The sequence below is a fragment of the Haladaptatus sp. AB618 genome, from assembly GCF_024136965.1.
Classification (GTDB): domain Archaea; phylum Halobacteriota; class Halobacteria; order Halobacteriales; family Haladaptataceae; genus Haladaptatus.
In genome coordinates this window covers 160151-180542 of sequence record NZ_JAMYJX010000005.1, presented here as the reverse complement: position 1 = coordinate 180542, position 20392 = coordinate 160151, and the positions used below count along the sequence as shown (strand labels likewise).

Annotated in this window: 24 protein-coding genes; 12 read left to right on the top strand and 12 right to left on the bottom strand. The window is 60.9% G+C overall.

What is annotated here, in order from left to right:
- Nucleotides 1–11: 11 nt before the first annotated feature.
- From NKF26_RS16095 to NKF26_RS16070, 6 genes are all read right to left on the bottom strand, one after another.
- A complete protein-coding gene (locus tag NKF26_RS16095) occupies nt 12–1022 on the bottom strand; it encodes an NAD(+)/NADH kinase (protein WP_253234583.1) in 1011 nt (336 codons plus the stop codon).
- Nucleotides 1022–2032, bottom strand: coding sequence for an alpha-ketoacid dehydrogenase subunit beta (locus tag NKF26_RS16090; protein WP_253227600.1), 1011 nt, complete (start codon nt 2030–2032; stop codon nt 1022–1024). Before NKF26_RS16090 ends, NKF26_RS16095 begins: the two co-directional genes overlap by 1 nt.
- Entirely contained in the window at nt 2029–3063 is a 1035-nt protein-coding gene (locus tag NKF26_RS16085) for a thiamine pyrophosphate-dependent dehydrogenase E1 component subunit alpha (protein WP_253234582.1), read from the bottom strand. The genes NKF26_RS16090 and NKF26_RS16085 overlap by 4 nt, the downstream gene beginning before the upstream one ends.
- 331 nt (nt 3064–3394) lie before the next feature.
- Entirely contained in the window at nt 3395–3586 is a 192-nt protein-coding gene (locus NKF26_RS16080) for a hypothetical protein (RefSeq protein WP_253227598.1), read from the bottom strand.
- Complete coding sequence (locus NKF26_RS16075; protein WP_253234581.1) at nt 3583–3900, bottom strand: HalOD1 output domain-containing protein; 318 nt, start codon at nt 3898–3900, stop codon at nt 3583–3585. Before NKF26_RS16075 ends, NKF26_RS16080 begins: the two co-directional genes overlap by 4 nt.
- Before the next feature lie 144 nt (nt 3901–4044).
- A complete protein-coding gene (locus NKF26_RS16070; RefSeq protein WP_253234580.1) occupies nt 4045–4740 on the bottom strand; it encodes a helix-turn-helix domain-containing protein in 696 nt (231 codons plus the stop codon).
- A gap of 203 nt (nt 4741–4943) precedes the next feature.
- On the opposite strand from NKF26_RS16070, the gene NKF26_RS16065 reads away from it, so the two are divergent.
- Nucleotides 4944–5984, top strand: coding sequence for a hypothetical protein (locus NKF26_RS16065; RefSeq protein ID WP_253234579.1), 1041 nt, complete (start codon nt 4944–4946; stop codon nt 5982–5984).
- Here the strand turns inward: NKF26_RS16065 and NKF26_RS16060 are convergent, their stop codons facing one another.
- Nucleotides 5985–8204, bottom strand: a complete 2220-nt coding sequence (locus NKF26_RS16060; protein ID WP_253234578.1) for a PAS domain S-box protein — start codon at nt 8202–8204, stop codon at nt 5985–5987.
- 171 nt (nt 8205–8375) lie between these two features.
- Here NKF26_RS16060 and NKF26_RS16055 point away from each other — a divergent pair, with 171 nt between their 5' ends.
- Both NKF26_RS16055 and NKF26_RS16050 read left to right on the top strand, forming a co-directional pair.
- Nucleotides 8376–9350 carry an aldo/keto reductase gene (locus NKF26_RS16055; protein ID WP_253234577.1) on the top strand — a complete coding sequence of 325 codons (975 nt, stop codon included), beginning with the start codon at nt 8376–8378 and terminating at the stop codon, nt 9348–9350.
- A 179-nt stretch (nt 9351–9529) separates the two neighbouring features.
- Nucleotides 9530–10261 carry a DUF4396 domain-containing protein gene (locus NKF26_RS16050; RefSeq protein WP_253227592.1) on the top strand — a complete coding sequence of 244 codons (732 nt, stop codon included), beginning with the start codon at nt 9530–9532 and terminating at the stop codon, nt 10259–10261.
- Nucleotides 10262–10276: 15 nt separating this feature from the next.
- Here NKF26_RS16050 and NKF26_RS16045 read toward each other — a convergent pair whose 3' ends face one another.
- A complete protein-coding gene (locus NKF26_RS16045; RefSeq protein ID WP_253227591.1) occupies nt 10277–10624 on the bottom strand; it encodes an SHOCT domain-containing protein in 348 nt (115 codons plus the stop codon).
- 85 nt (nt 10625–10709) lie between these two features.
- Here NKF26_RS16045 and NKF26_RS16040 point away from each other — a divergent pair, with 85 nt between their 5' ends.
- On the top strand, nt 10710–11393 hold the full coding sequence (locus NKF26_RS16040; RefSeq protein WP_253227590.1) for a haloacid dehalogenase type II: 684 nt from the start codon (nt 10710–10712) through the stop codon (nt 11391–11393).
- 71 nt (nt 11394–11464) lie between these two features.
- Here the strand turns inward: NKF26_RS16040 and NKF26_RS16035 are convergent, their stop codons facing one another.
- Entirely contained in the window at nt 11465–12163 is a 699-nt protein-coding gene (locus tag NKF26_RS16035; protein WP_253227589.1) for an MBL fold metallo-hydrolase, read from the bottom strand.
- Between the two features lie 90 nt (nt 12164–12253).
- Here NKF26_RS16035 and NKF26_RS16030 point away from each other — a divergent pair, with 90 nt between their 5' ends.
- Together NKF26_RS16030 and NKF26_RS16025 are read left to right on the top strand one after the other, a co-directional pair.
- Nucleotides 12254–12730 carry an Lrp/AsnC family transcriptional regulator gene (locus NKF26_RS16030; protein ID WP_253227588.1) on the top strand — a complete coding sequence of 159 codons (477 nt, stop codon included), beginning with the start codon at nt 12254–12256 and terminating at the stop codon, nt 12728–12730.
- Nucleotides 12731–12871: 141 nt separating this feature from the next.
- Nucleotides 12872–13249 carry a hypothetical protein gene (locus NKF26_RS16025; protein ID WP_253227587.1) on the top strand — a complete coding sequence of 126 codons (378 nt, stop codon included), beginning with the start codon at nt 12872–12874 and terminating at the stop codon, nt 13247–13249.
- A 64-nt stretch (nt 13250–13313) separates the two neighbouring features.
- Here NKF26_RS16025 and NKF26_RS16020 read toward each other — a convergent pair whose 3' ends face one another.
- Entirely contained in the window at nt 13314–13781 is a 468-nt protein-coding gene (locus tag NKF26_RS16020) for a hypothetical protein (RefSeq protein WP_253227586.1), read from the bottom strand.
- A 195-nt stretch (nt 13782–13976) separates the two neighbouring features.
- Here NKF26_RS16020 and NKF26_RS16015 point away from each other — a divergent pair, with 195 nt between their 5' ends.
- Entirely contained in the window at nt 13977–14315 is a 339-nt protein-coding gene (locus NKF26_RS16015; RefSeq protein WP_253234576.1) for a thioredoxin domain-containing protein, read from the top strand.
- Between the two features lie 9 nt (nt 14316–14324).
- Here NKF26_RS16015 and NKF26_RS16010 read toward each other — a convergent pair whose 3' ends face one another.
- The gene (locus NKF26_RS16010; RefSeq protein ID WP_253234575.1) at nt 14325–14897 is read right to left on the bottom strand and encodes a hypothetical protein; all 573 of its coding nucleotides are present in this window, start codon (nt 14895–14897) and stop codon (nt 14325–14327) included.
- Nucleotides 14898–15146: 249 nt separating this feature from the next.
- Here NKF26_RS16010 and NKF26_RS16005 point away from each other — a divergent pair, with 249 nt between their 5' ends.
- Both NKF26_RS16005 and NKF26_RS16000 read left to right on the top strand, forming a co-directional pair.
- Complete coding sequence (locus NKF26_RS16005; protein ID WP_253227583.1) at nt 15147–15407, top strand: twin-arginine translocase TatA/TatE family subunit; 261 nt, start codon at nt 15147–15149, stop codon at nt 15405–15407.
- 202 nt (nt 15408–15609) lie between these two features.
- On the top strand, nt 15610–16047 hold the full coding sequence (locus tag NKF26_RS16000) for a hypothetical protein (RefSeq protein WP_253234574.1): 438 nt from the start codon (nt 15610–15612) through the stop codon (nt 16045–16047).
- 1 nt (nt 16048) lies between these two features.
- Here NKF26_RS16000 and NKF26_RS15995 read toward each other — a convergent pair whose 3' ends face one another.
- The gene (locus NKF26_RS15995; protein ID WP_253228451.1) at nt 16049–17719 is read right to left on the bottom strand and encodes a gamma-glutamyltransferase family protein; all 1671 of its coding nucleotides are present in this window, start codon (nt 17717–17719) and stop codon (nt 16049–16051) included.
- 199 nt (nt 17720–17918) lie between these two features.
- Between NKF26_RS15995 and NKF26_RS15990 the strand changes: the two genes are divergently transcribed.
- The 3 genes from NKF26_RS15990 (at nt 17919) to NKF26_RS15980 (ending at nt 20367) form a co-directional block, all read left to right on the top strand.
- Nucleotides 17919–18182: a hypothetical protein gene (locus tag NKF26_RS15990; protein ID WP_253228450.1), complete on the top strand. Its 264-nt coding sequence runs from the start codon at nt 17919–17921 to the stop codon at nt 18180–18182.
- 164 nt (nt 18183–18346) lie between these two features.
- Nucleotides 18347–19060 carry a helix-turn-helix domain-containing protein gene (locus NKF26_RS15985; RefSeq protein WP_253228449.1) on the top strand — a complete coding sequence of 238 codons (714 nt, stop codon included), beginning with the start codon at nt 18347–18349 and terminating at the stop codon, nt 19058–19060.
- A 206-nt stretch (nt 19061–19266) separates the two neighbouring features.
- The gene (locus tag NKF26_RS15980; protein ID WP_253228448.1) at nt 19267–20367 is read left to right on the top strand and encodes a PQQ-binding-like beta-propeller repeat protein; all 1101 of its coding nucleotides are present in this window, start codon (nt 19267–19269) and stop codon (nt 20365–20367) included.
- Nucleotides 20368–20392: the final 25 nt, after the last annotated feature.

Sequence of the window (20392 nt, the reverse complement as noted above, 5' to 3'; positions counted from 1 at the left end):
GGATGAGGGACTCAGTTGGCGCGAAAGTAGCCCGCGTCGGCCGCTCGTTCGATCGCCGCGTCGATTCGAACGAGGCGCGGACCGTCGCTCACGGGACGGAGACGGACCGCCGCGTCCCGGACTTCGAGTTCCCGCTCGCCGTCGGCACTGACGACGCCGCTTGAGACGTCGAACGCGAACGCTTCCCCGTCGTCCAACCGACGGAACTCCGCGACGGAAACGTCCGAAACGACCCCGGGGACGGTGACCGCACGCACCTCGCGTTCGTCTTCATTCGCTGATTCGCTTCGATCCCCGAGTCGGAATCCGATGCCGCCCGGTTCGTCCGGACGGTGCGTCTCGAACCCCCCGGCGATCGCCGAGAGACCGATTTCCGCGGGCGACGCCCGCGAGACGACGCCGCCGATGATGTCTTCCGGATCGAGAATCGCCCGAGTTCCGACGAACTGCTGGTCAAGGACGCCGACCGTCGCCAGTCCGCGAAGCCGTCGTTCCTCCGTTCCATCGTCCACGACCGCTTCGACTGTGCCGTGGCGTACCGTCGTCTCGGACGCCGGAGCCGCGCCGCTCGCAACGAACCCCGCGGCGGCACCGGCAATCGTGCCATCGACCGGCGTGGGAACCACGTTGTTCGTTCCGGTTGAGATACTCACCATCGGAACCTCGCCGATGCCGACTGCGACGTCCCGATTGGTGCCGTCGCCGCCGAGGACGACCACTGCGTCGGCCGCGGTCGAAAACCGTTCGGCGGCGTTTCGCGTATCACGTCCGGAATCCGTGACGGCCACGTCCAGCACGTCGATCGCGAGGTCGTCCGGCGCATCGGCGACTATTCTCTCCGCGAGTCCGGCGTTGTCCGGCATGACGAGAACCTCGGAATCGTCGGCGATCCGGAGTCCTTCGAGGACGCAGTGTGCCGTGCGGCGTTTCGCGTAGTTGCTACTGACGCTCGCCCCACCCGTCAGTCGCCGGATGTCCCGTCCGGCCACGGGGTTGACGATGAGACCGACTATCGAGGACACTAGACGATGCGGTCGATCGCCGCCTTCACGTCGTCGGCGTCCGGGAGCACTTCCTCCTCCAGGACCGGGCTGAACGGGATGTGAACGTCGGCGACACCGACGCGCTGAATGGGTGCGTCGAGGCTGAAGAACGCGTTCTCCATGACGCGCGTCGCCACTTCCGCGTGGGTACCGTACGAGAGCGGGCTTTCGTCGGCGATGACGAGACGACCCGTCTTCTCTACGCTCTCGACGAGCGTGTCGGTATCGAGCGGATACAGCGACCGAAGGTCGATGACCTCGACGCTGGTCTCACCTGCCAGTTCCTCGGCGAGTTCGAGCGATTCTCCGACGAGTCGCTGGGTCGCGACGACCGTCACGTCGTCCCCCTCGCGTTCGACCTTCGCCGTCCCCAGCGGGATGGTGTAGTCCCGATCGAGCGGCACTTCGCCCGTCTGCTCGTACATCGCCTTGTTCTCGAAGACGAACACCGGGTCGTCGGAGCGGATGGCGGATTTGAGGAGCCCCTTCGCGGCCCGCGGCGTTCCGGGTGCGACGGCGATGATGCCCGGGAAGTGGGCGAACCACGTGTGCAGCGTTCCCGAGTGCTGGCTGGCAGCACCCATCCCGCCACCTTCCGTCGTTCGGACGGTCACCGGCATCTCGGTTTTGCCGCCGAACATGTAGCGGTTTTTCGCCATCTGATTGATGATCTGCTCCGAGCAGACGCCCATGAAGTCCGCGAACATGATTTCCACGACGGGCCGTGATCCCGTCGCCGCGGCACCGATAGCCGCACCCATGAATCCGGCTTCACTGATGGGCGTGTCCCGAATTCGGCCCTCCCCGAACTCGTCCACGAGGCCGCTGGTGACCTCGAAGACGCCGCCGAACTCGCCGACGTCCTCGCCGATGAGGAACACGTCGTCGTCGTCCTCCAACTCCTCCCGCATCGCCAACCGAATCGCCTCCCTGACCGTCATCTCCTCGGTCTCCGACGGTTCCGACGACGGCGCGCTTTCGGTGCTCATCGGTCCTCACCACCATCCGTCCGCATCTGTTTTGCAAAGCTATCGATCTCGGGTACGGTCGCGTTGAACATGTCGTCGTACGCCTCCGTTGGGTCGGGATACGCCGCTTCTTTCGCCTCTTTCGCTGCCGCCTCGACTCGGTCGCTGATGTCCGATTCCATCTCGTCGAACTCCGCTTCGGTGATCGTTCCGGCGTCGATAAGCCGCTGTCTGAAGGATTCGATGGCGTCGTTTTCCTTCCAGAGCGCGATGTCGTCGTCGGTGCGGTAGGGTTGCTGGTCGCCTTCGAAATGGCCGCGATAGCGGTAGGTGTCCGCTTCGATGAACGTCGGCCCATCGCGGTCCATCGCGCGCTTTCGGGCCTCCTTCACGGCTTCGTAGACGGCGGTCACGTCCATTCCATCGACGGTGAACCCGGGGATGTTGTACGCCTCCGCGGTTTCGCTCAGGTTTTGGAGGTTGTGCTGTTTTTCGACGGGCGTCCCCTCGCCGAACTGGTTGTTCTCGACGAGGAAAACCGCCGGGAGGTTCCACGTCGCCGCGAGGTTGATTGCCTCGTGAATCTGTCCCTGTGCGACCGCACCGTCCCCGAAGAACGCCAGCGCCACCGTGTCCTCGTCCTTGATCTGCGAGGTGAGTGCGGCACCGGTGGCGAGCGGTGGTCCAGCGCCCACGATACCGTTCGCACCCAGCATACCGGCGTCCACGTCCGCGATGTGCATCGACCCGCCTTTGCCGTTGCAGTATCCGTTCGCTTTGCCGTACAGTTCGGCCATCATCTCCTCCAAATCGAGCCCCTTGGCGATGCAGTGGCCGTGTCCGCGGTGTGTACTCGTGATGTAGTCGTCCTCCTCCAGTGCGGAACACGCACCGACGGCAACCGCCTCCTCGCCGATATACAAGTGAACGAATCCCGGGAGTTCCCCGTCACCGAACAACTCGCCCGCTTTCGTGTCGAATGCCCGTATCGTCAGCATTCGGCGTAGCGCTTCCTTTTGTCCTTCCTCCGTTTCGATGTCTATTGCTACCATAAACCATGATATACTCGACGTAACGGGCATTAACTATTATGCACGTTTTGAGACCATTCGCTCTACGGATCGTTTCCGACGGAGTAGTTTTACGGCCCTGTTGACGGGAAAGATACCGACAACGGCCGCCCAGATTCGACGCAATCGATCCCACTTCGCTCACGAAAGTTCGGTCAAAACGGAATAATTGGACAGATGAGCAACTATTCGACTATCGAACCACATCGGAGAAGAACTCGTCCGTATCCACTTCGAGCGCTGGCGGTGTTGTGATACACGCGTCTTCCGTTACGTTGTTCTCGTCGGGGATCCGAGCGATGGTAATCCGCGCTTAGTCCGAACTGTCGGGGTTCTCCGTCCGCCAGATTTCAATGTCCCAGTTCGGGACGTCGGACGATGGGGATTCTATCAACCAGCCACCTTCGACGTCGATGTCGTTTCGGTACGCCGCGGACAGCGTCGCCTCCAAAAGGGCGGTGAATCGGTCGGTGGTGGTTACGCTGGCGTTGGGGTCGTCGGTCATCGTTCGTCCATTCGTTCGGGGTGGGTCTCCGTCCGCTCGAACACGTAGATGAGACCGTCGCTACGCACCACGACGTCGTGGCCGTTCACCTGAAATTCGACCGTGACGTTCCCGTTTCGACGCTGGCCGTTGAGTTTCGGGCCGACGATTCGCTCCAGCGCGTCCAAGTCGATCAGGGAGTACAGCGGATCCATTTCGAGCGGATCGATGGCGGTCACGGAAGCGACCGCATCCACGACCGCTTCGCTGACCGTGGCGTACTCCGTACGATCGAACACGAGCCTATCGGGTGATGAACCGTCCATATCAGTCATATTATCAACACTTTCGGAGGAGGTTATCTGTGTGTCTGGGGGCAATTCGCTTCACGTTAGACGATAGTCGTCCAGCATACGTCAGTCGTGCCGTTCACTATCTGCGCCTTTAAGAGGGGAAGGGTTTACGAACGTCCACGACCATCACAGGTCGAGCAGTTTCTCGACGAGTCGTTTCATCCCACGGCGTAACCTTCGGCCCAACGCCGTCGAGGAGATTCCAGTGCTAGCGGCGAGTTCCTGGAGAGTTACGCCGCGCGGATCATCGAAATACCCGCGCTCGTACGCCATCTTCAAGACGTCGTGCTGCCGACCGGTCAATCCGAAGTTCGTCTGTCCGCCGCCGTCGGTTTCGACGTAGAGCGTTCCGACGTGGAACGAAACGCCCTCGTCCCGACAGTACGCGCGGAACGCGACCAGTGCGTCGTTGTCCGGCAGTTGGAGTTGCAGTTCCCACCCCTCGGTGTCGCTTTGGACGTTGAGAATCTGAATACCCAACTCCGCGAGCATCGGCGTGACTGATTTCGCGGCGTCCGAGACCCGAACCCGGAAGATACGCTGTGTGCCGTAATCCGCGATGAGACGGAAACCCGTGACGGTCGGGTCCGCGTCGAGCGCCTCCTCAAACCCGTCCAAATCGTCCCCCTCGACGGAGAAAAACAGCAGTAGCTTGGACCCGCTCCGAACGGGTTGGAACTCCCGGCGAATCAGTACGTCCGACCGCTCACGTATCGTTGGCACTAGCGTGAGGTCGGGATGGCTGATGTGAATCTCGGCGAGGACCATCGCTACGTTCGCTCCCCATTCGATTTCGACCGTCTCGTTTCGACGGAAGCGCATCCGGTGGAGGACCAGCGGGCGAAGTGGCCGTCTTCTCTGAACACGTCTCAGGTGTGTAGGCTTCGGAGCAGCATAAGCCTCGCCGCTACACAGTTTTCGTCAGGGGAACGGGAGATTGCGGTCAGCGACGGACGAGCGATGACGACCGAACGTCATCGAATCGATGCGAAGTATTGACTCGCTGGGCATCGAACGAGGACTGGATGACACTTTACGACGCGGTGGCCGACCTTCCGCTGGAAATCGATGCCTGTTCGTTCGAACCCCACGAGCGCGAGACGTCGAGCGACTTCACGCGCGTCACGACCGAAATCGTCCTGCGTGGCGGCGGCGAAACGGGGCGTGGCGAGGACGTGACGTACGACGCCGACGACCAGCACGGACTGGCCGACGCCGAGTTCGACCTGACGGGGTCGTACACGTTCGACGAGTTCTCGGAGGCGCTCGCGGACATCGATCTCTTCCCCGTCGGGCCGTCCCGTGCGGATTTCCGACACTTCCGTCAGTGGGCCTTCGAGAGCGCGGCACTCGACCTCGCGCTCCGACAGGCGGACACCGACCTCGCGAGCCTGCTCGACCGCACGCCCGAGCCCGTGCGGTTCGTCGTGAGCATGCGGTTGGGTGACCCGCCAAGTGCCGAACGCGTGCGACAGTGGCTCGACATCGACCCCGAGTTGGGGTTCAAACTCGACGCCACAGCGGAATGGGACGACGATTTCGTCGCCGAACTGGCTTCCACTGATCGGATCCGAATCGTGGACATGAAAGCCGAGTACGGCGAGGCGGAGGTGAACCAATCACCGGATTCCGACCTCTATCGTCGCGTCGCGGAGGGGCTCCCAAACGTCGTCATCGAAGACGCCGCGTACACCGACGAGACGGCCGACATACTCGATTCCGTGAGCGAGCGGCTTTCGTGGGATGCGCCGATAACGGGCATCGAGAGCATCGAATCGCGTCCGTTCGAACCCAAGTGGATGAACATCAAACCGTCGCGGTTCGGCAGCGTCGAATCCCTGCTCGACACGCTGGAGTACTGTGACGAACACGGGATTGAATTGTACGGCGGCGGGCAATTCGAACTCGGCGTCGGTCGCGGCCAGATTCAGTTGGTGGCGTCGCTGTTCTATCCGAACGGGCCGAACGACGTGGCTCCGCGGGGATACAACGACCCGAAACCGAGCGAGGGATTACAATCGAGTCCGTTGCCAGCGCCGACCGTCGACGGATTTCGGTGGGTGTAGCTACGCCCGTCGAATTCGAAAGCACGCCCCACCGTCCGTTCCTTCGTGGATTCGAATGGACCAACCGTGTGCGTTGGCGATTCCCTTGACGATGGAGAGGCCGAGTCCGGAGCCACTTTCGGCGGTCGTGTGACCGTGCTCGAAGACGGCCTCGCGTTCCTCCGGAGTGATCCCGGGTCCGTCATCCTCGACGAAAAAACCGTCCGAGAGGGACCCGACACGAACCGTCGTCTCGTCCCCGGCGTGCTCGACGACGTTTCGAAACAGGTTTTCGAAGAGTTCCTGCAGTCGTCCTCGGTCGGCATCGACCGTTTCGAGGGTGTTCACGACGAGCGTGCAGTCCCGTGTTTCGACGTTCGCCCACGCCTGCCGGACGACGGAAGTGAGTTCGACCGACTCCGTGCCGCTGACGACCTGTCCCTGTCGCGCCAATGTCAACAAGTCTGCAATGAGGCTCTCCATTCGCTGGAGGGCGTTTTCCGACTTCTCGAAATGTCGTTCGTCACCGCGCTCCCTGGCGAGATCGAGGTTCCCCTGGGCCACGTTCAGCGGGTTCCGCAGGTCGTGTGAAATGACGCTTGCGAACTCCTCCAAGCGCTCGTTTTGTCGCTTGAGCTCCTGCTTTCGTTTCTTTCGCTCCGTCACGTCACGGGCGGATCCGAGGTTCGCCAACTCGCCTTCGTAGGTGATGACGCGCACGCTGAACTCGATATGTCGAACGCCGCCGTCCTTGGTCACGACACGGGCCTCGTAGTGGGGCGGACGCTCCTCGTGATTACGACCGCTGGCGATATGCTCGACTTCCGCCCGGTCGTCGGGATGGATCAGATCCCAAATCTTCATGTCGAGGAGTTCATCACGGCTGTAGCCGGTGAGTTCACAGACACGCTTGTTGAGGAATTCGAACGTGTCATCGTTATAAATGTAAATCGCGTCGTGGCTCTGTTCGACGAGCGTCCGATACTTCTCCTCGCTCTCGCGGAGGGCGGTCTGTGACCGAATGCGCCGAAGCGTTTCCGCGGTGTGTGAAACCAGCAGTTCGGCCAGTTCGGCGTCCTCACAGTCGAACGCGGAGCAGTCGCGTGATCCCGCCTGAAAGATGCCGACATCACCGACCGGAACGCTGAGAAGCGACCGATATTCGGACTGCGCCGGGACCGCATCCGATTCGTCCCGCACGTCATCGATGACGTACGTTTCGTGATTTTGATACGTTTTCCCTGCCACCCCTTGGTCGGTACGGAGTCTGGCGTACCCGTCGTCCGTCATTCCGGTCGAAATCGCCGCCGGAACGAAGTATTCTCCGTCGACGAGGTCGATTCCACAGATGTCGAACTGCAGGATGCTTTCCGCGGCATCGATGGTTAGCTCACAGAGTTCGTCCGCGGTCTGGCAGGCCTCCATCTGGGAGGCGACTTCGTGCAGTTCCTCGATCCGCTGTTTCTCCTCCCGGAGCGCCCGTTTGACGTGTTCGTGCTCCGCAATGCTTCGAAACACGCCGACCGTCCCGCGAAAGACATCGTTGTGTGTCAGTAAGCCGATTCGAGCCTCGCACGGCACCGTTCCCCCCTCGACGGTGTGAAGGTGTGCCTGCAACTGCCCGACGTCCTCATCGTCCGCAAGCAGCGCCCTGATGACTCGATTTCCCCGCTCGACATCCACGTCGTCCAGTAGAAGCGATATGTGTTCGCCGACGAGTTCCTCCCGGTCGTACCCCGAAATTTCCACCAGCGTATCGTTGACGGCAGTCATCCGACCGTTTGTATCGAGCGTGTATACCCCATCGCCCATCGCTTGGACGATGGACTGATAGTGGTCGAATCGTCGGTCGGGTTCGTTCGAACTCGACGGCCGTATCGTCTGCTCGATTCGCTTCGCCAACGTGTCGGCGTCGGTCTCCTGTGTCCGAAAATAGTCACTCACACCAGCGGAGATCGCCCTGCTGGCGACGTGTTCGCTTCCGGATTCGGTACAGAGGATGAACGGCAGGTCCGGACGCGTTTGCCGAACGACGTTGATCAACTCGATACCGTCCGTGTCCGGAAGCGAATAACCGCTCAGGACACAGTCGATACGCGTTTCCGAAAGCGTACCGAGCGCGTCGTCCATGGTTGCTGCTGAAACGACAGTGAGATCGGTGACGGCGTCGGAGAGGCGGTCCGGCGAAACACCCGCGTCGGAGAGTGGGTCAACGAATAATACACGGATGTCGTTCGTCAATGTCCCAACGCCTCTGTCAACTATCGTATTCGTTGCCTAATAATTAGTATTATCGGAATCGACGGCATTATCGTCGCTCTGTGGAGATCATGCCGTGGGAAAAACGGCGCGTTGGGGGAGTGAATCACCGTTGCCCGTAGCTTTTTGCTCGCACGACGCGACCCACCCTGCATGGAGTATACGACGCTCGGCGACACGGGAATGGAAGTGAGTCGTATCTGTCTCGGCTGTATGAGTTTCGGGACGAGCGACTGGCGGGAGTGGGTGTTGGACGAGGACGAGAGTATGCCCATCATCGAGCGGGCGATCGAGTTGGGTATCAACTTCTTCGACACCGCGAACATGTATTCGGAGGGGGAGAGCGAACGAATCCTCGGGAAAGCCTTGGAGGGACGACGCGACGAGATGGTCGTCGCGACGAAGGGCTTCTTCCAGATGAACGAAGACGACCCGAACTCCGGCGGGTTGTCACGGAAGGCGATCGAACAGGAACTCGATAACTCCCGGGAGCGACTGGGGATGGACACCATCGATCTCTATCAGATTCACCGGTGGGACCCCGACACACCCATCGAGACCACCATGCGGGCGTTGGACGACGCCGTTCGGCGCGAGAAGGTCCGCTATCTCGGCGCGAGTTCGATGTGGGCACACCAACTCGCCGAGGCGCTGTACACCAGCGACCGGATCGGTCTCGACCGCTTCGTGACGATGCAAAACCACTACAACCTCGCGTATCGGGAGGAGGAACGCGAGATGCTCCCGCTCTGCGAGAAGGAAGGAGTGGGCGTCATCCCGTGGAGTCCGCTGGCTCGCGGCTACCTCACGCGACCGCACGAGGAGTTCGGGGACACGACGCGTGGGAAGACCGACGATTACGCGCGCGAACACCCCTACCCGGAGGGCGGCGGCGAGGAGATAAACGAGCGAGTGCAAGAACTCGCCGCCGAGAAGGGCGTCACGATGGCACAAATCGCGCTGTCGTGGCTGTTCCACAAGGACGCGGTGGACGCCCCCATCGTCGGAACGACGAGCGTCGAACACCTGGAAGCGGCCGTCGAAGCGCTCGACGTGACGCTCTCGTCCGGCGACATGGCGTATCTCGAAGAGCCGTACGAACCGCTTCGCGTCTCCGGTCACGAGTAATCGCCACATTCGAACGTCGATGTCGACCGCGTTTTTTCCTCTGAATATGAATTTTTGGAGGCCTTGAAGTTCGAAACCTAACCTCACGCGCCATCCTCACATTGTTCCATTAGCCGGAACAATGTAGTACTGGAGTCTTGTATACCAGAACAGCGGTGCTGAAAGGAGGGTCACGTTTCATGCAACTACTCACCATCACCGACGGCCTCACGAGCGCGTTCGAGCCAGCGCGGAAGGTACTGAAGCCGATACTGTCGAATCCGACGTACCTCGCCGGTTGGGGGGTCCTCATCCTCGTCTGTGTCGGGATCCTCTGGTGGGATATTCGAAAGCGAAACCGAGCACTCCCGTCGATGATGAAGTTCGTCTGGACGCTCGTCGTGGCGTACTCCGGACCGTTCGGACTCGCCGTCTACTGGTACTCCGGGCGAACCCAGATTTCCAACGACTCGCTCTGGCGACGGGGCTTTCGCTCCACGTCCCACTGTTATTCCGGGTGCGGCGCTGGCGAAGTCGTCGGGATGGTCGCCATCGCGGGCGCGCTCGCCGTCGGAAGCACGCTCGTACAGACGGTCGGCACGTTCGCGCTCGCGTACACCTTCGGCTACGCGTTGACGATGGGGCCGCTGATGCAGGAAGGTGAAAGCTTCCGGACGGCGTTCTCCGACGCGTTCTACAGCGAGACGCCGTCTATCACCATCATGGAGATCACGGCCATCGGCACCGACCTCCTGCTCGCACAGGGGGCGAAATTCGGCGACCCCCTGTTCTGGGGGTCGCTGGCCTTCTCGCTCTCGGTCGGGTTCCTGTTCGCCTATCCGGTGAACACCGCGCTCGTCCGGTTCGGCGTCAAGGAGGGGATGATGAACCCGAAGAAGATGCGCGACGACGGCGCACAGGCCGCCGACTGAGCGAACCGAAAACGCTCACTTTTCTTCGCGGAGTCGCCGTCGTCGTTGCTCGAACTCCTCCTCGGAGATATCCCCGCGAGCGTACGCCGTCCGTAGTTCCGTGAGCGCGGGGTCGCTCCCGAAATCACCGCGATGGAGGGAACGATAGACGAAGTACCCGAGCGCGAAGAGGAGGACGAGCGGAACCAGCATCACGAGCCATCCCCACAACGGCATGTATCCCGTTCCGTATCGCCCACCCATCATCCATCCGCCCATCATCGGGAACGCGAACGCCATCATCACCAGCGGAAGCAACAGGAGAACGACGATCAACCCGACGAGCAGTCGAAGCAGCGAATCGTGGTCGTTCGATGTGGCCATACCGATACTACGTCGGGAAGCGAAATAATCGTTTTCTCGGTCCGGCCCCTGCGATTAACTCGTTCCCGAACCAACCCGTCAGGAGATGGCTTTCGACCCCGAGGCGGTTTCGACGGTGACGTTCGACTCGTACAGCACGCTGGTGGACGTGGATGCGGCGGAGAAGGCGCTCGCAGAGCGCGTGTCCGACCCCGAACCAATATCGAAACTGTGGCGCGCCCGGTCGCTCGAATACACGTTCGTCGCCAACCATGTGGACGCTTACCAACCGTTCTACGAGATGAACCGCGACGCGCTCGAATACGCCCTGTCGGCCCACGACGCGGACATCGGGGACGACGAACGCGACGAGATCTTGTCGGTGTACCACGAACTCGACGTGTTCGACGACGTGCGCGACGGCATCGAGCGACTGCAAAACGGCGGGTACGACTGCTACGTCGTCTCCAACGGCAACCCCGAAATGCTCGACTCGATGGTCGAACACGCCGACATCGGCGACTTGCTGGAGGACACCATCAGCGCCGATGAGATCGGGACGTTCAAACCGGACGCCGAACTGTACCGCCACGCCGCCGACCGAATCGGGACGCCGGTCGAGGAACTCGCACACGTCACCGCCGGGTGGTTCGACGTGATCGGCGCGAGACACGCCGGACTGCAAGGGGTGTGGTTGAATCGAAAGGACATGCCGTGGGAACCGTTCGACGGCGAACCGGACCTGACCGTGGACTCGATTCACGACGTGGCCGACGAACTGGGCGTATGAGGAGAGGCGAAGTGAGGTGTAGGCCGATTACGGAAGCCGAGCGAACCGTACCGAAACATCGTTTTACGCGTTCACAACCGTCGGACGAGTCGCGAAAGTGCCTCGGAACCGTCCCGTAGGATCGGTTGACCGTGGCCCACGCAGAGGAGTTCGAGCGGCGGAACCGCACCCGCAAACCGCCGGATACTGCGTTTGATTTGGCGAGTATCGTAGGAATCCCACCATTCGGGCGGCGTCAACGACCCGTCGCGTTCCCAGACGAGGTCGCCGAGAAATCCGACCCCCAGTTCGTCGTGGACGTAGGCCGTGTGGCCCGGATTGTGACCGGGGGTGTGATGGGCCGTGAACCCGCCGATACGCGTGCCGTCGTCCACGGAACGCACGTCGAGTCGGGACGGAACCGAGACGAATCGCCGGACGAGGCGGTGAAACGCCCCCTTGTGGTGGAACAGCGGCGGGTCGTAGATTCCGGCGAGGAGGTCGGCGTCGCGTCGGCCGACGAACACCGGCGCGTCGAGGTCTGGAAGGTCGTGGAGGCCGCCGACGTGGTCGATGTCGTAGTGGGTGATGAGCACGCGGTCGATGTCCGCGACACGGAATCCGGCGTCTCCGAGTTCGCGGCGCAGGCCGATCCACGGGAGACCGGCGTCCACGAGCGTTACGGCACCGTCACGCGTTACCGTCCGGTCGTCCACGAGGAAGGCGTTGGCTCCGACGACGGGTATCCCGAGTTCGAGTAGCCACACGCAGGGTGCGAGTTGCCGAGCCATACGCAGAGACCACTGCGCTGGAACGTAACGTTTCGGAGACGTGTTCGAAGCGCCAAAACCCTGATCAGTGAGACGGAGGTAGACCGTCATATGAGTCCGGTTCGGCTCGACAACGTCGATAGGGGAATACTCCACGCGCTACAGAACGATGCCCGAAACAGCACTGCGGCGGAGATGGGGAAAGAAGTCGGTGTGTCGGCGAGCACCGTCAGAAACCGTATTCAACGATTGGAGGACGCGGGAGTCATCGAGGGGTACCATCCGGATATCAACTACGAGAAGGCGAACTACCAGTTACACGTTCTCATCGTCTGTCGTGCCCCTCCCTCCAACCGTTCGAGGCTCGCGGGTCAAGTGATGGGGATAACCGGGGTCGTCACCGTCCGAGAGTTGCTGACTGGGACCGAAAACTTGCACGTCGAGGCCATCGCCGTCAACTCCGACACGGTGGACTCCATCACCGAACAGATAGACGAACTGGGGATGGACATCGTGAGTACGGATATAATAAAGGTAGAACGGACCCAACCGTTCAACCACTTCGGACAGGAAGTCATCGAGGAGTAACCGACGAGAAGACCTCCATCGGTCGTCGTCGCTACGAGTTGTGGAAACCGACGTGATAACGGCGGTTGAGTGCTGAATCCACAGCCGCGACGGTGGAAATTCCACAATGATTTTTTCCAATACAGACCCGTTACTAGGAGTATGGTTGCTGATTCCCGAACTGAGACATCCGCTACACGACAATCTGGCGAACTGTCGGTCGATACCGTTCTGCGCCTCGTCGCGAATCGGCGGCGACGTCTCGTCATCGATCGCCTGAAACAGCACGATCTCGCGCTCACGTTGGCAGATCTGGCCGAGGAAGTCGCCGTAGCGGAGAACGACGTTCGACTCCCCGACATAGAAGAACAGGAAGTGTTACACGTGTATTTGAGTCTCTATCACAACCATATTCCACGGTTGAGCGAGCACGGAGTCGTGGAGTACGAGCAGGAACGGGATTTGGTCGGACTGTCGGACGATACCGGTCCCGTAACGGATCTGCTATCCGTTCTGTCGGACAACGGATTCGAAGGATAACGAGGGACATCCATCAGTCCGAACGAAGGGGAAAACGTTCGGCCAATAGCCAAATCGTTCGGCTCTATTTGTACTCGACCGAAACGGCGGTTCGAGCGTCACTCGTTCCTCGAACGTACCGAACGTCCCCATCACGAACGACGTCGAAGAGTCGAAACGCGACGACGAGGCGGCCGCCGGACACCGTCGCCCGGAGGACCGGCCCACGGCTTGTCACGGCCACATACGGCGGCGCGGGGACTGGCGTGGCTCGGAGCGAGAATCCCGCCGCCCCCGCCGCACCCACGAGCATGTCGGGAAATCGAGCCAGCAATCCGGACTCGCGCAGTTCTCGCTTGAGGGGTCCCACGACAGCACTCCGGTCGGTCGTCGAATCGTCCGCCCACCCTTCAGCGACCGTATCGGCACACCGAAGGAGAGCGGAAATCGTCCCCGCGTGTTCGGAACGGAAGAACTCACGGACGGCGCGTTCCACGTCCGTTTTCGGATCGGGCGTTGGATCCGTTTCTGGGTCGGTTTCCGGGCCGGTCATCGCTCGAATGGGCGGCGTCGGACCACAAAGTCGTGTCGAACGATAGCCCGCTACAGAGAGAAAATTTATACGGAGATGGGGAAAACCACACTGGAAATCGACCGCCGTGGGGGCCTCCTCTCCGAGATGGCGGACATCGGCGAACGGAACATCTGAAAACGAACGCCCCAAGTTCGACGGGTACGTAGCTCGGCCGTGAGCGACGAATCCACGAAGCCGTTACGGGTCGCGGACGCCGACGAACTCGATTCGGTCATCACGAACCACGACCTCGTGCTGGTCGATTGCTACACCAACGGCTGTGCGCTCTGTCAGGCGATCGAACCCGTCGTCGGGAACGTGGCCCGCGCGACCGACGCGACGGTCGTGATGGTCAACCCCGGCGACGACATCTCGCTGGTCGAGCGATACGATATCCGGAGCGTACCGACCCTCTTGCTGTTCGAGGACGGAGAACTCGTCGGACGAATGGCCGACGGGTTCCAGGGAACGGAGGCCGTCGTCCAGTTCGTGGAAGGAACGAAGGGGGAGTAAGAAAACAGCTTACCGATGGACGAACGCGACGATACCCGTGACGACAGTCGCAATGACGATGGGGTACGCGGCACCGAAGACGGCCGCCTTGAGCAGTTCCGGTTGTGCCGTTATCCCCGAGGAAGAGATACTGAACAGCAGTGCACCCATGATGGCGAGCACGGCGTACCCGACGGCGACGCTCGCTCCGGAGTAGACGACCGTCTGGACGAATCCTTCCAACCGGCTTCGAACGGCGAACACGACGCTCGCAACGCCGAGTGCGAGGATCGGAATGGCTTGATAGACGAGCGGGGGGACCGCCGGATCCGCGGCCTGCGTGATGTAGTTGTACGATTGGCCAGCGACAGCGATCGGAACGAATTGGGCGTTGTAGAAGACGAACCCGAACCATTTGAGCTGGATGTCCAAGTGTGTGGTTTGATCGATATTCGCGGGGCCGAAAACGAACAATGCGGCGACGAGAAGGTAGCCGACGAGATAGGCGAGGATACCGAACGAGACCCCACGCGCGCAGAACCGTGCGAGCCGTTTCGACTGCACCGGGGGAGATTCGACGCCCGTCGTTGCTGTTGACTCCATGTTCTGTTTCCCATGAGGGAAATTATATAAATATTTCGATGTATAGGATTCTCGATTGAACGGGGCACCACGGGTTACGGGACGCGTTCCGTCGGTTCCGTGAATGAAGTCGGTAGGATTTAACTGATATCTGTCATCCGTGGCGGAAAGTCCGAAGCTGCGTAACGCTACTGATCGATCACTCGCAATGGTAACAATTGACACGAGGCAAAAAGCCTATAAATAACGGAACGGTATCGTTTAACACAGATGGTAGTTGAAATGATTCCGCTGTTCGGGCCGATTCCAGGTGGAGCAGAACTCGTCGTAATTCTGCTCATCGCAGTTCTCCTGTTCGGTGCAAACAAGATTCCGGAACTCGCACGTTCCACGGGTGAGGCGATGGGTGAGTTCAAGAAAGGTCGCGAAGAAGTCGAGACCGAACTCCGTGAGATGCAGGACTCCGGAACCCAGACGCAGACCGAAACCGAGACGAACCCGTCGGTCGAAACCGAAGCGGAAGCACAATAAACGGATTGTGGGGGGCAGGGGGAAAACCCGGCCCAACACGGATTTTCACTTTTCAGAACAGGTCGATAGCGAAGCCGCAGTCCATCGAATCACGGTGGCGACCACGACGAGAGTGGGCGACCGGAAATGACCGACTTTGAGCAGTGGCCCGTTTCGTTCGGCGACCACAACGGAAAAGTCACTCACCCGCAAACCGAACGGTATGCCCGAGAATACGACGGACGATGAGCCAACGGACGAGAACGCGAATCAGCGTTCCGTCATCGATGAGATTCGTCACCGCCAGGCGGACGACGAGGAGGAAAGCGAAGGTTCGGAAGGGTCGGGGTCGAAACTCCGAACGCTGTTGTTCCTCGGATTTGCATTCATCGCTGGTTATCTCGTCGGGAAGAGTCGGAGCGAATCGGATTTCCGTGAGGAGTTGGGGGAGTTCAGCGGAGTCGAAGGGGGTCCGATGGAAATCGAGATTCACGACACGGACAGCGTGACGGAATCGGATGAGGACGACGAAGCGGAAGACACCGACGAAGCCGCGGAAACTGACGAAACGGAACGCGATGAATCAGCGGACGAAGCGGAAGGAGACGAAAACGAGGGTGGGGACGAGGAAGAGGAAGAGGAAGAGGAAGAGGAAGAGTAACTCAGTATCCGGCGGCGTTGCCGTCCTTTCGCGGTTCGGTCGCGCCGGAGAGGACGCCGTTTTCGTTTCTCACGATTTGTGCGCCGCCGAAGAGCACCGGTGCGAGGACGCGCACGTCGTGGCCTTTTCGGGTGAGTTTCGTGCTGAGGTTGCCGTCCATCCGACCCTCGACGGCGAGCGTTCCGTCCTCACGATACCGCCAGCGTGGAAGGTCGAGCGCGGCCTGAAGGGGCAAACCGTGGTCCACGATATTCGAGATGACTTGGACGTGACCTTGCGGTTGCATGTAGCCGCCCATCACGCCGAAGGCGGCCCAGTCGTCCTCCCCGAACTTCGCCAGCGCGGGAATCAGGGTGTGGAACGGGCGTTTCCCCGGTTCGAGGCTGTTCGGGTGATCCGGGTCGAGCGAGAACGACGCGCCGCGGTTCTGGAGCGCGATACCCGTATCCCCGGCGACCAGTCCGGACCCGAACCCGGCAAAGCGGGAGTTGATGAACGAAACGACGTTCCCCTCGCCGTCCGCGACACAGAGCAGGACGGTATCCGCGTCCTCGGCGTTCGCGTCGGGGACGCCGAAGGAGACGTCGTGGTTCGCCGTCTCGCCGACGTGGTTCGCGCGCTTTTTCGCCCACGAATCGGATTCGAGGGGTGGGATTTCCTCGTATTCGGGGTCGGTGATGTAGCGGTGGCCGTCGTGGAACGCGAGTTTCATCGCCTCCGCGAAGTAGTGAACCCGCTCGGGGGAATCGATGGGGTGCTCGCCCGCCCCGACCTGTTCGGCGATGTTGAGCGCTTCGAGCGCGATGAGACCCTGATTGTTCGGCGGCAGTTCGTAAATCTCCGTTCCGTTGTAGGTCGTCGAGACGGGGTCCGGGAACTCGGGTTCGAAGTCGGCGAGGTCCTCGACGGTGAGGAACCCACCCTGTGACTGGACCTCTTCGACGATTTTCTCGCCGATTTCGCCCTCGTACAGCACGTCCGCACCCTCCTCGGCGATTCGGCGGAGACTCTCGCCGAGACGCGGGAGCGCCATCGTCTCGCCTGCTTTCGGTGCCGTCCCGTCGTTCAGATACGCCTCGCGCGCGTGATCAGTTTTGAAGAGGGTTTCTGCGCCCACCCAGTGCGAGGCGATGACTTCCGAGACGGGATAGCCGCCGATGGCGTAGTCGATGGCGGGTTGGAGCGCGTCGCCGAGCGACAGGTTGCCGAACCGCTGGACCGTCGTTTCCCACCCGCGGGCGGTTCCGGGGACGGTGACGGCGTGCGGTCCGAGAAACGGCATTTCGAGGTCGTCCGTGTCTTCCGAGCCATCGACGGCGTAGCCACGGTTTTCGGGATACCAGTCCGAAGGGTCGTCGTGGTTCCGCAGGGACGAGCGAACGTTCTCGATGGTCGCCTCGGCGGGCGCGCCGCCGCAACTCCGCATCGCGCCGACTTCCCCGTCGGCGGTGCGATAGAGCGCGAACACGTCCCCACCGAGACCGGTGCTCGTCGGCTCCACCACGTTGAGCGCGGCGGCGGTTGCGACGGCAGCGTCGAACGCGTTTCCCCCCTGCTGTAGAATCGAGACGCCTGCCTGCGAGGCGAGCGGTTGGCTGGTAGCGACGACGCCGTTCGGTGCATAAACGGTCGAACGTCGCGAAGTAAACCGGTCCAAATCGGGTTTCGTCATACCATGCCATACTCAGAAGTGGTCCTAAAGTACACGCCAAATAGGTCCGGTGTGAGGTACAGCCAAGTATGAGAATATATCACAATGTTCGTGTTCCGTCCGCAGTTAAATCATCCGTATTCAAAAATTTTCTGATACTTCCGGCAGGAGTTCTCACCTTACCAAGACTTATCCTTCCGATACCCCTCAGTAAAAGACGATGGGATTGTTCAAGAACATGGGCCGAAAGTTCGAGGAGTTCAAAAAGACCTCCGAGGAGGTCGCGTCCGAGGGAGCGGAGTACGAATGCTCCGAGTGCGGGGAACTCCTCTACACGAACCACGACGAGTGCCCGGAATGCGGCGGAACCGTGGGAGTGCGGGAGGAAAAAGCGGCCGCCACCGCCGAAGAGAAAGCGAAGTCGGCCGGCGACGTGGATTCAGCAGGGACGGAACCCGAATCGGCGGACACAACCGAGGAATAACGACGCGACTTCTCGATGGAGGTACCCGGTATTTCGTGGTCGACGGACGGAACCGATCGAACGAAAACCCAGGGACGAAGACGTTAGAAACATCGAAATTTGATTCGGAAGGCTGACAGAATCGGATACAAAGTTTCAACTCGGTTGGTTTCCTCGATTTAAATATGCGAGAAGTGACGCTCCAGATACGTCACCACGGCGAACCTGAGAGCGACATCAGTGCCGACTACCCGGCGATAACGATCCGCTCCGTCTCGTCGATGACGGGAAGTGCCGCCGAGCGAAAGCGGATCATCGAGATAACCGGACCGGAAGCCTCGATAGCGGGATTTCTGGAGGAATTCGAGGCCGCCGATCCCGTGATCGATGTGGATACGTTGACGCCGCTGGACGTCCCACGAGTTCTCGTCGCAGTCACCATCGACAGCTACCAGTGGGACAGCATCGCACAGCGGTTGACCGACCTGGGCGTCCACTATCGAACCGGAGCGGTCATATCGGCCGGTTGGGAACGCTGGACGCTGTATCTGGCGGAGGACGACGACCTAAACGAGATCGTCGAATCGATCGAACGTCCCGGAAACGAAACCGACCTCGTCCGGAACGTCGAACTCGGAGTGGTCGCCGAACAGGAACAGTTGGAATTCTCGCGCGTCATCAACGAACTCACCCAGCGACAGCGCGAGGTGTTGGGGACCGCCATCGAACTCGGTTACTACCGGCCGAAAAAGGAGACCAGCATCGAGGACATCGCCGATGCCGTGGGTATCGCCTCCACGACGGCGTGGGAACACCTCGCCCGCGCGGAGACGAAAGTGATGGAGGAGGTCGGAAAGCACGTCAATTCGAACGCGTTCGACGCCAACGATTCGAAGTAACGCGTCCGGAGGGGCCGAGAATCTGTTCCTTCGCGGTCTAGTATGCGAGTCGAATGTGTCGGCGATACCGGCAGCGTTTAGTTACCGATTATCCGAGATGAGGTCGAATGCGAGCGCGGACCGCAATCGTCGTCGTCCTGGTGTTTTGTGCGCTTGCTAGTGCCTCTTTCTATAGTTTAACGAACAAACCGTCCGGGTCCCTCTCGGTGGATTGGACTTCGGACACGCCGCGACCGAACCAGTTGAACCATCATCCGATCGTCGCGGATCGGATCGACGGTGAATCGTATATCCTCGCACCGGTGAGCGCAGTCGCGGGGGAGAACGCGCGGTGTAAGGTGACGATGTTGGATTCGAACGGCACCACGCGGTGGCAGTACGAGATCAACGAATCGGCGTGTGCGGTCCACGGCATCGGCGATACGCTCATCGCGGATGCGACCGGCGACCACCGTCCGAACGCCGTCGCCCCGACGACCGAAAAGCGTCTGTACGTCTTTGACGCCAAAAACGGGAGCGTCGAATGGACACAGAACCTCACGTCGTTCGGCTACGCCGGTCCCGTCGTGCTCACGAAGCCACGCCGTCTCGTCGTTCAACCCGCGTTCGATGGCGTCGTCTTCGCCGATTCCGCGGACGGGACGCTCCAGTGGAAGTACGACTTGAACGACACCGTCTACGCGGAAACGCACGTCGTTCACGTTCCCGGTTCACCGAATCCGGATATCGCCGTCGGCTCTACCGCGAAAGTCAGCGTCCTTCGACCGAACGGGACGCTCGAATGGCAGCGTTCCGCACTGGCGACGTGGCTCGCGAAGGGTCGGGTCGGCCAGCGGGACATACTCGTTGCGTCAGGTGGGAACGAAGTGACTGCCTTTGCCGCGGACGGAACGAAGCTCTGGCAACGCACGGGAATCGACCGTCCAGCGATCGATCAGGTCACCGACGGGGACGGCGACGGAACGCCGGAGGTCTACGTCGGAAGCGGCGGGGACACGGTCGCCGCGTTGAACGCACGGACCGGCAAAACCGAGTGGAAGACGACGCTTTCGACCGACGCGAAGTTGCTCCCCGCCCCGGTTACGGGGGACGTTAACGGCGACGGCGACCCCGAAGTCGTCGCGGTGACGAACCACGGGACGGTGCAAGTCCTCGATGCAAGTTCCGGGGAGGTGCTCGCCTCCCACGAGCGGAAGGTAAAGGTCTGGGTGCACCCGACGGTGTGCGATATCGATGGGGACGGCGCGGACGAAATCCTCGTGATGTACGGCGACGGTCGAGTCGTCGAACTCTCGTATCACGACTGAACCGTTTTCACGATTCGGAAGACGG

Excerpts from the sequence above, each read along its gene's own strand:
- NKF26_RS16090 (WP_253227600.1), bottom strand. The coding sequence starts at position 2,032 with ATGAGCACCGAAAGCGCGCCGTCGTCGGAACCGTCGGAGACCGAGGAG.
- NKF26_RS16085 (WP_253234582.1), bottom strand. The coding sequence starts at position 3,063 with ATGGTAGCAATAGACATCGAAACGGAGGAAGGACAAAAGGAAGCGCTA.
- NKF26_RS16080 (WP_253227598.1), bottom strand. The coding sequence starts at position 3,586 with ATGACCGACGACCCCAACGCCAGCGTAACCACCACCGACCGATTCACC.
- NKF26_RS16075 (WP_253234581.1), bottom strand. The coding sequence starts at position 3,900 with ATGACTGATATGGACGGTTCATCACCCGATAGGCTCGTGTTCGATCGT.
- NKF26_RS16070 (WP_253234580.1), bottom strand. The coding sequence starts at position 4,740 with ATGCGCTTCCGTCGAAACGAGACGGTCGAAATCGAATGGGGAGCGAAC.
- NKF26_RS16065 (WP_253234579.1), top strand. The coding sequence starts at position 4,944 with ATGACACTTTACGACGCGGTGGCCGACCTTCCGCTGGAAATCGATGCC.
- NKF26_RS16055 (WP_253234577.1), top strand. The coding sequence starts at position 8,376 with ATGGAGTATACGACGCTCGGCGACACGGGAATGGAAGTGAGTCGTATC.
- NKF26_RS16050 (WP_253227592.1), top strand. The coding sequence starts at position 9,530 with ATGCAACTACTCACCATCACCGACGGCCTCACGAGCGCGTTCGAGCCA.
- NKF26_RS16045 (WP_253227591.1), bottom strand. The coding sequence starts at position 10,624 with ATGGCCACATCGAACGACCACGATTCGCTGCTTCGACTGCTCGTCGGG.
- NKF26_RS16040 (WP_253227590.1), top strand. The coding sequence starts at position 10,710 with ATGGCTTTCGACCCCGAGGCGGTTTCGACGGTGACGTTCGACTCGTAC.
- NKF26_RS16035 (WP_253227589.1), bottom strand. The coding sequence starts at position 12,163 with ATGGCTCGGCAACTCGCACCCTGCGTGTGGCTACTCGAACTCGGGATA.
- NKF26_RS16030 (WP_253227588.1), top strand. The coding sequence starts at position 12,254 with ATGAGTCCGGTTCGGCTCGACAACGTCGATAGGGGAATACTCCACGCG.
- NKF26_RS16025 (WP_253227587.1), top strand. The coding sequence starts at position 12,872 with ATGGTTGCTGATTCCCGAACTGAGACATCCGCTACACGACAATCTGGC.
- NKF26_RS16020 (WP_253227586.1), bottom strand. The coding sequence starts at position 13,781 with ATGACCGGCCCGGAAACCGACCCAGAAACGGATCCAACGCCCGATCCG.
- NKF26_RS16010 (WP_253234575.1), bottom strand. The coding sequence starts at position 14,897 with ATGGAGTCAACAGCAACGACGGGCGTCGAATCTCCCCCGGTGCAGTCG.
- NKF26_RS16005 (WP_253227583.1), top strand. The coding sequence starts at position 15,147 with ATGGTAGTTGAAATGATTCCGCTGTTCGGGCCGATTCCAGGTGGAGCA.
- NKF26_RS16000 (WP_253234574.1), top strand. The coding sequence starts at position 15,610 with ATGCCCGAGAATACGACGGACGATGAGCCAACGGACGAGAACGCGAAT.
- NKF26_RS15995 (WP_253228451.1), bottom strand. The coding sequence starts at position 17,719 with ATGACGAAACCCGATTTGGACCGGTTTACTTCGCGACGTTCGACCGTT.
- NKF26_RS15990 (WP_253228450.1), top strand. The coding sequence starts at position 17,919 with ATGGGATTGTTCAAGAACATGGGCCGAAAGTTCGAGGAGTTCAAAAAG.
- NKF26_RS15985 (WP_253228449.1), top strand. The coding sequence starts at position 18,347 with ATGCGAGAAGTGACGCTCCAGATACGTCACCACGGCGAACCTGAGAGC.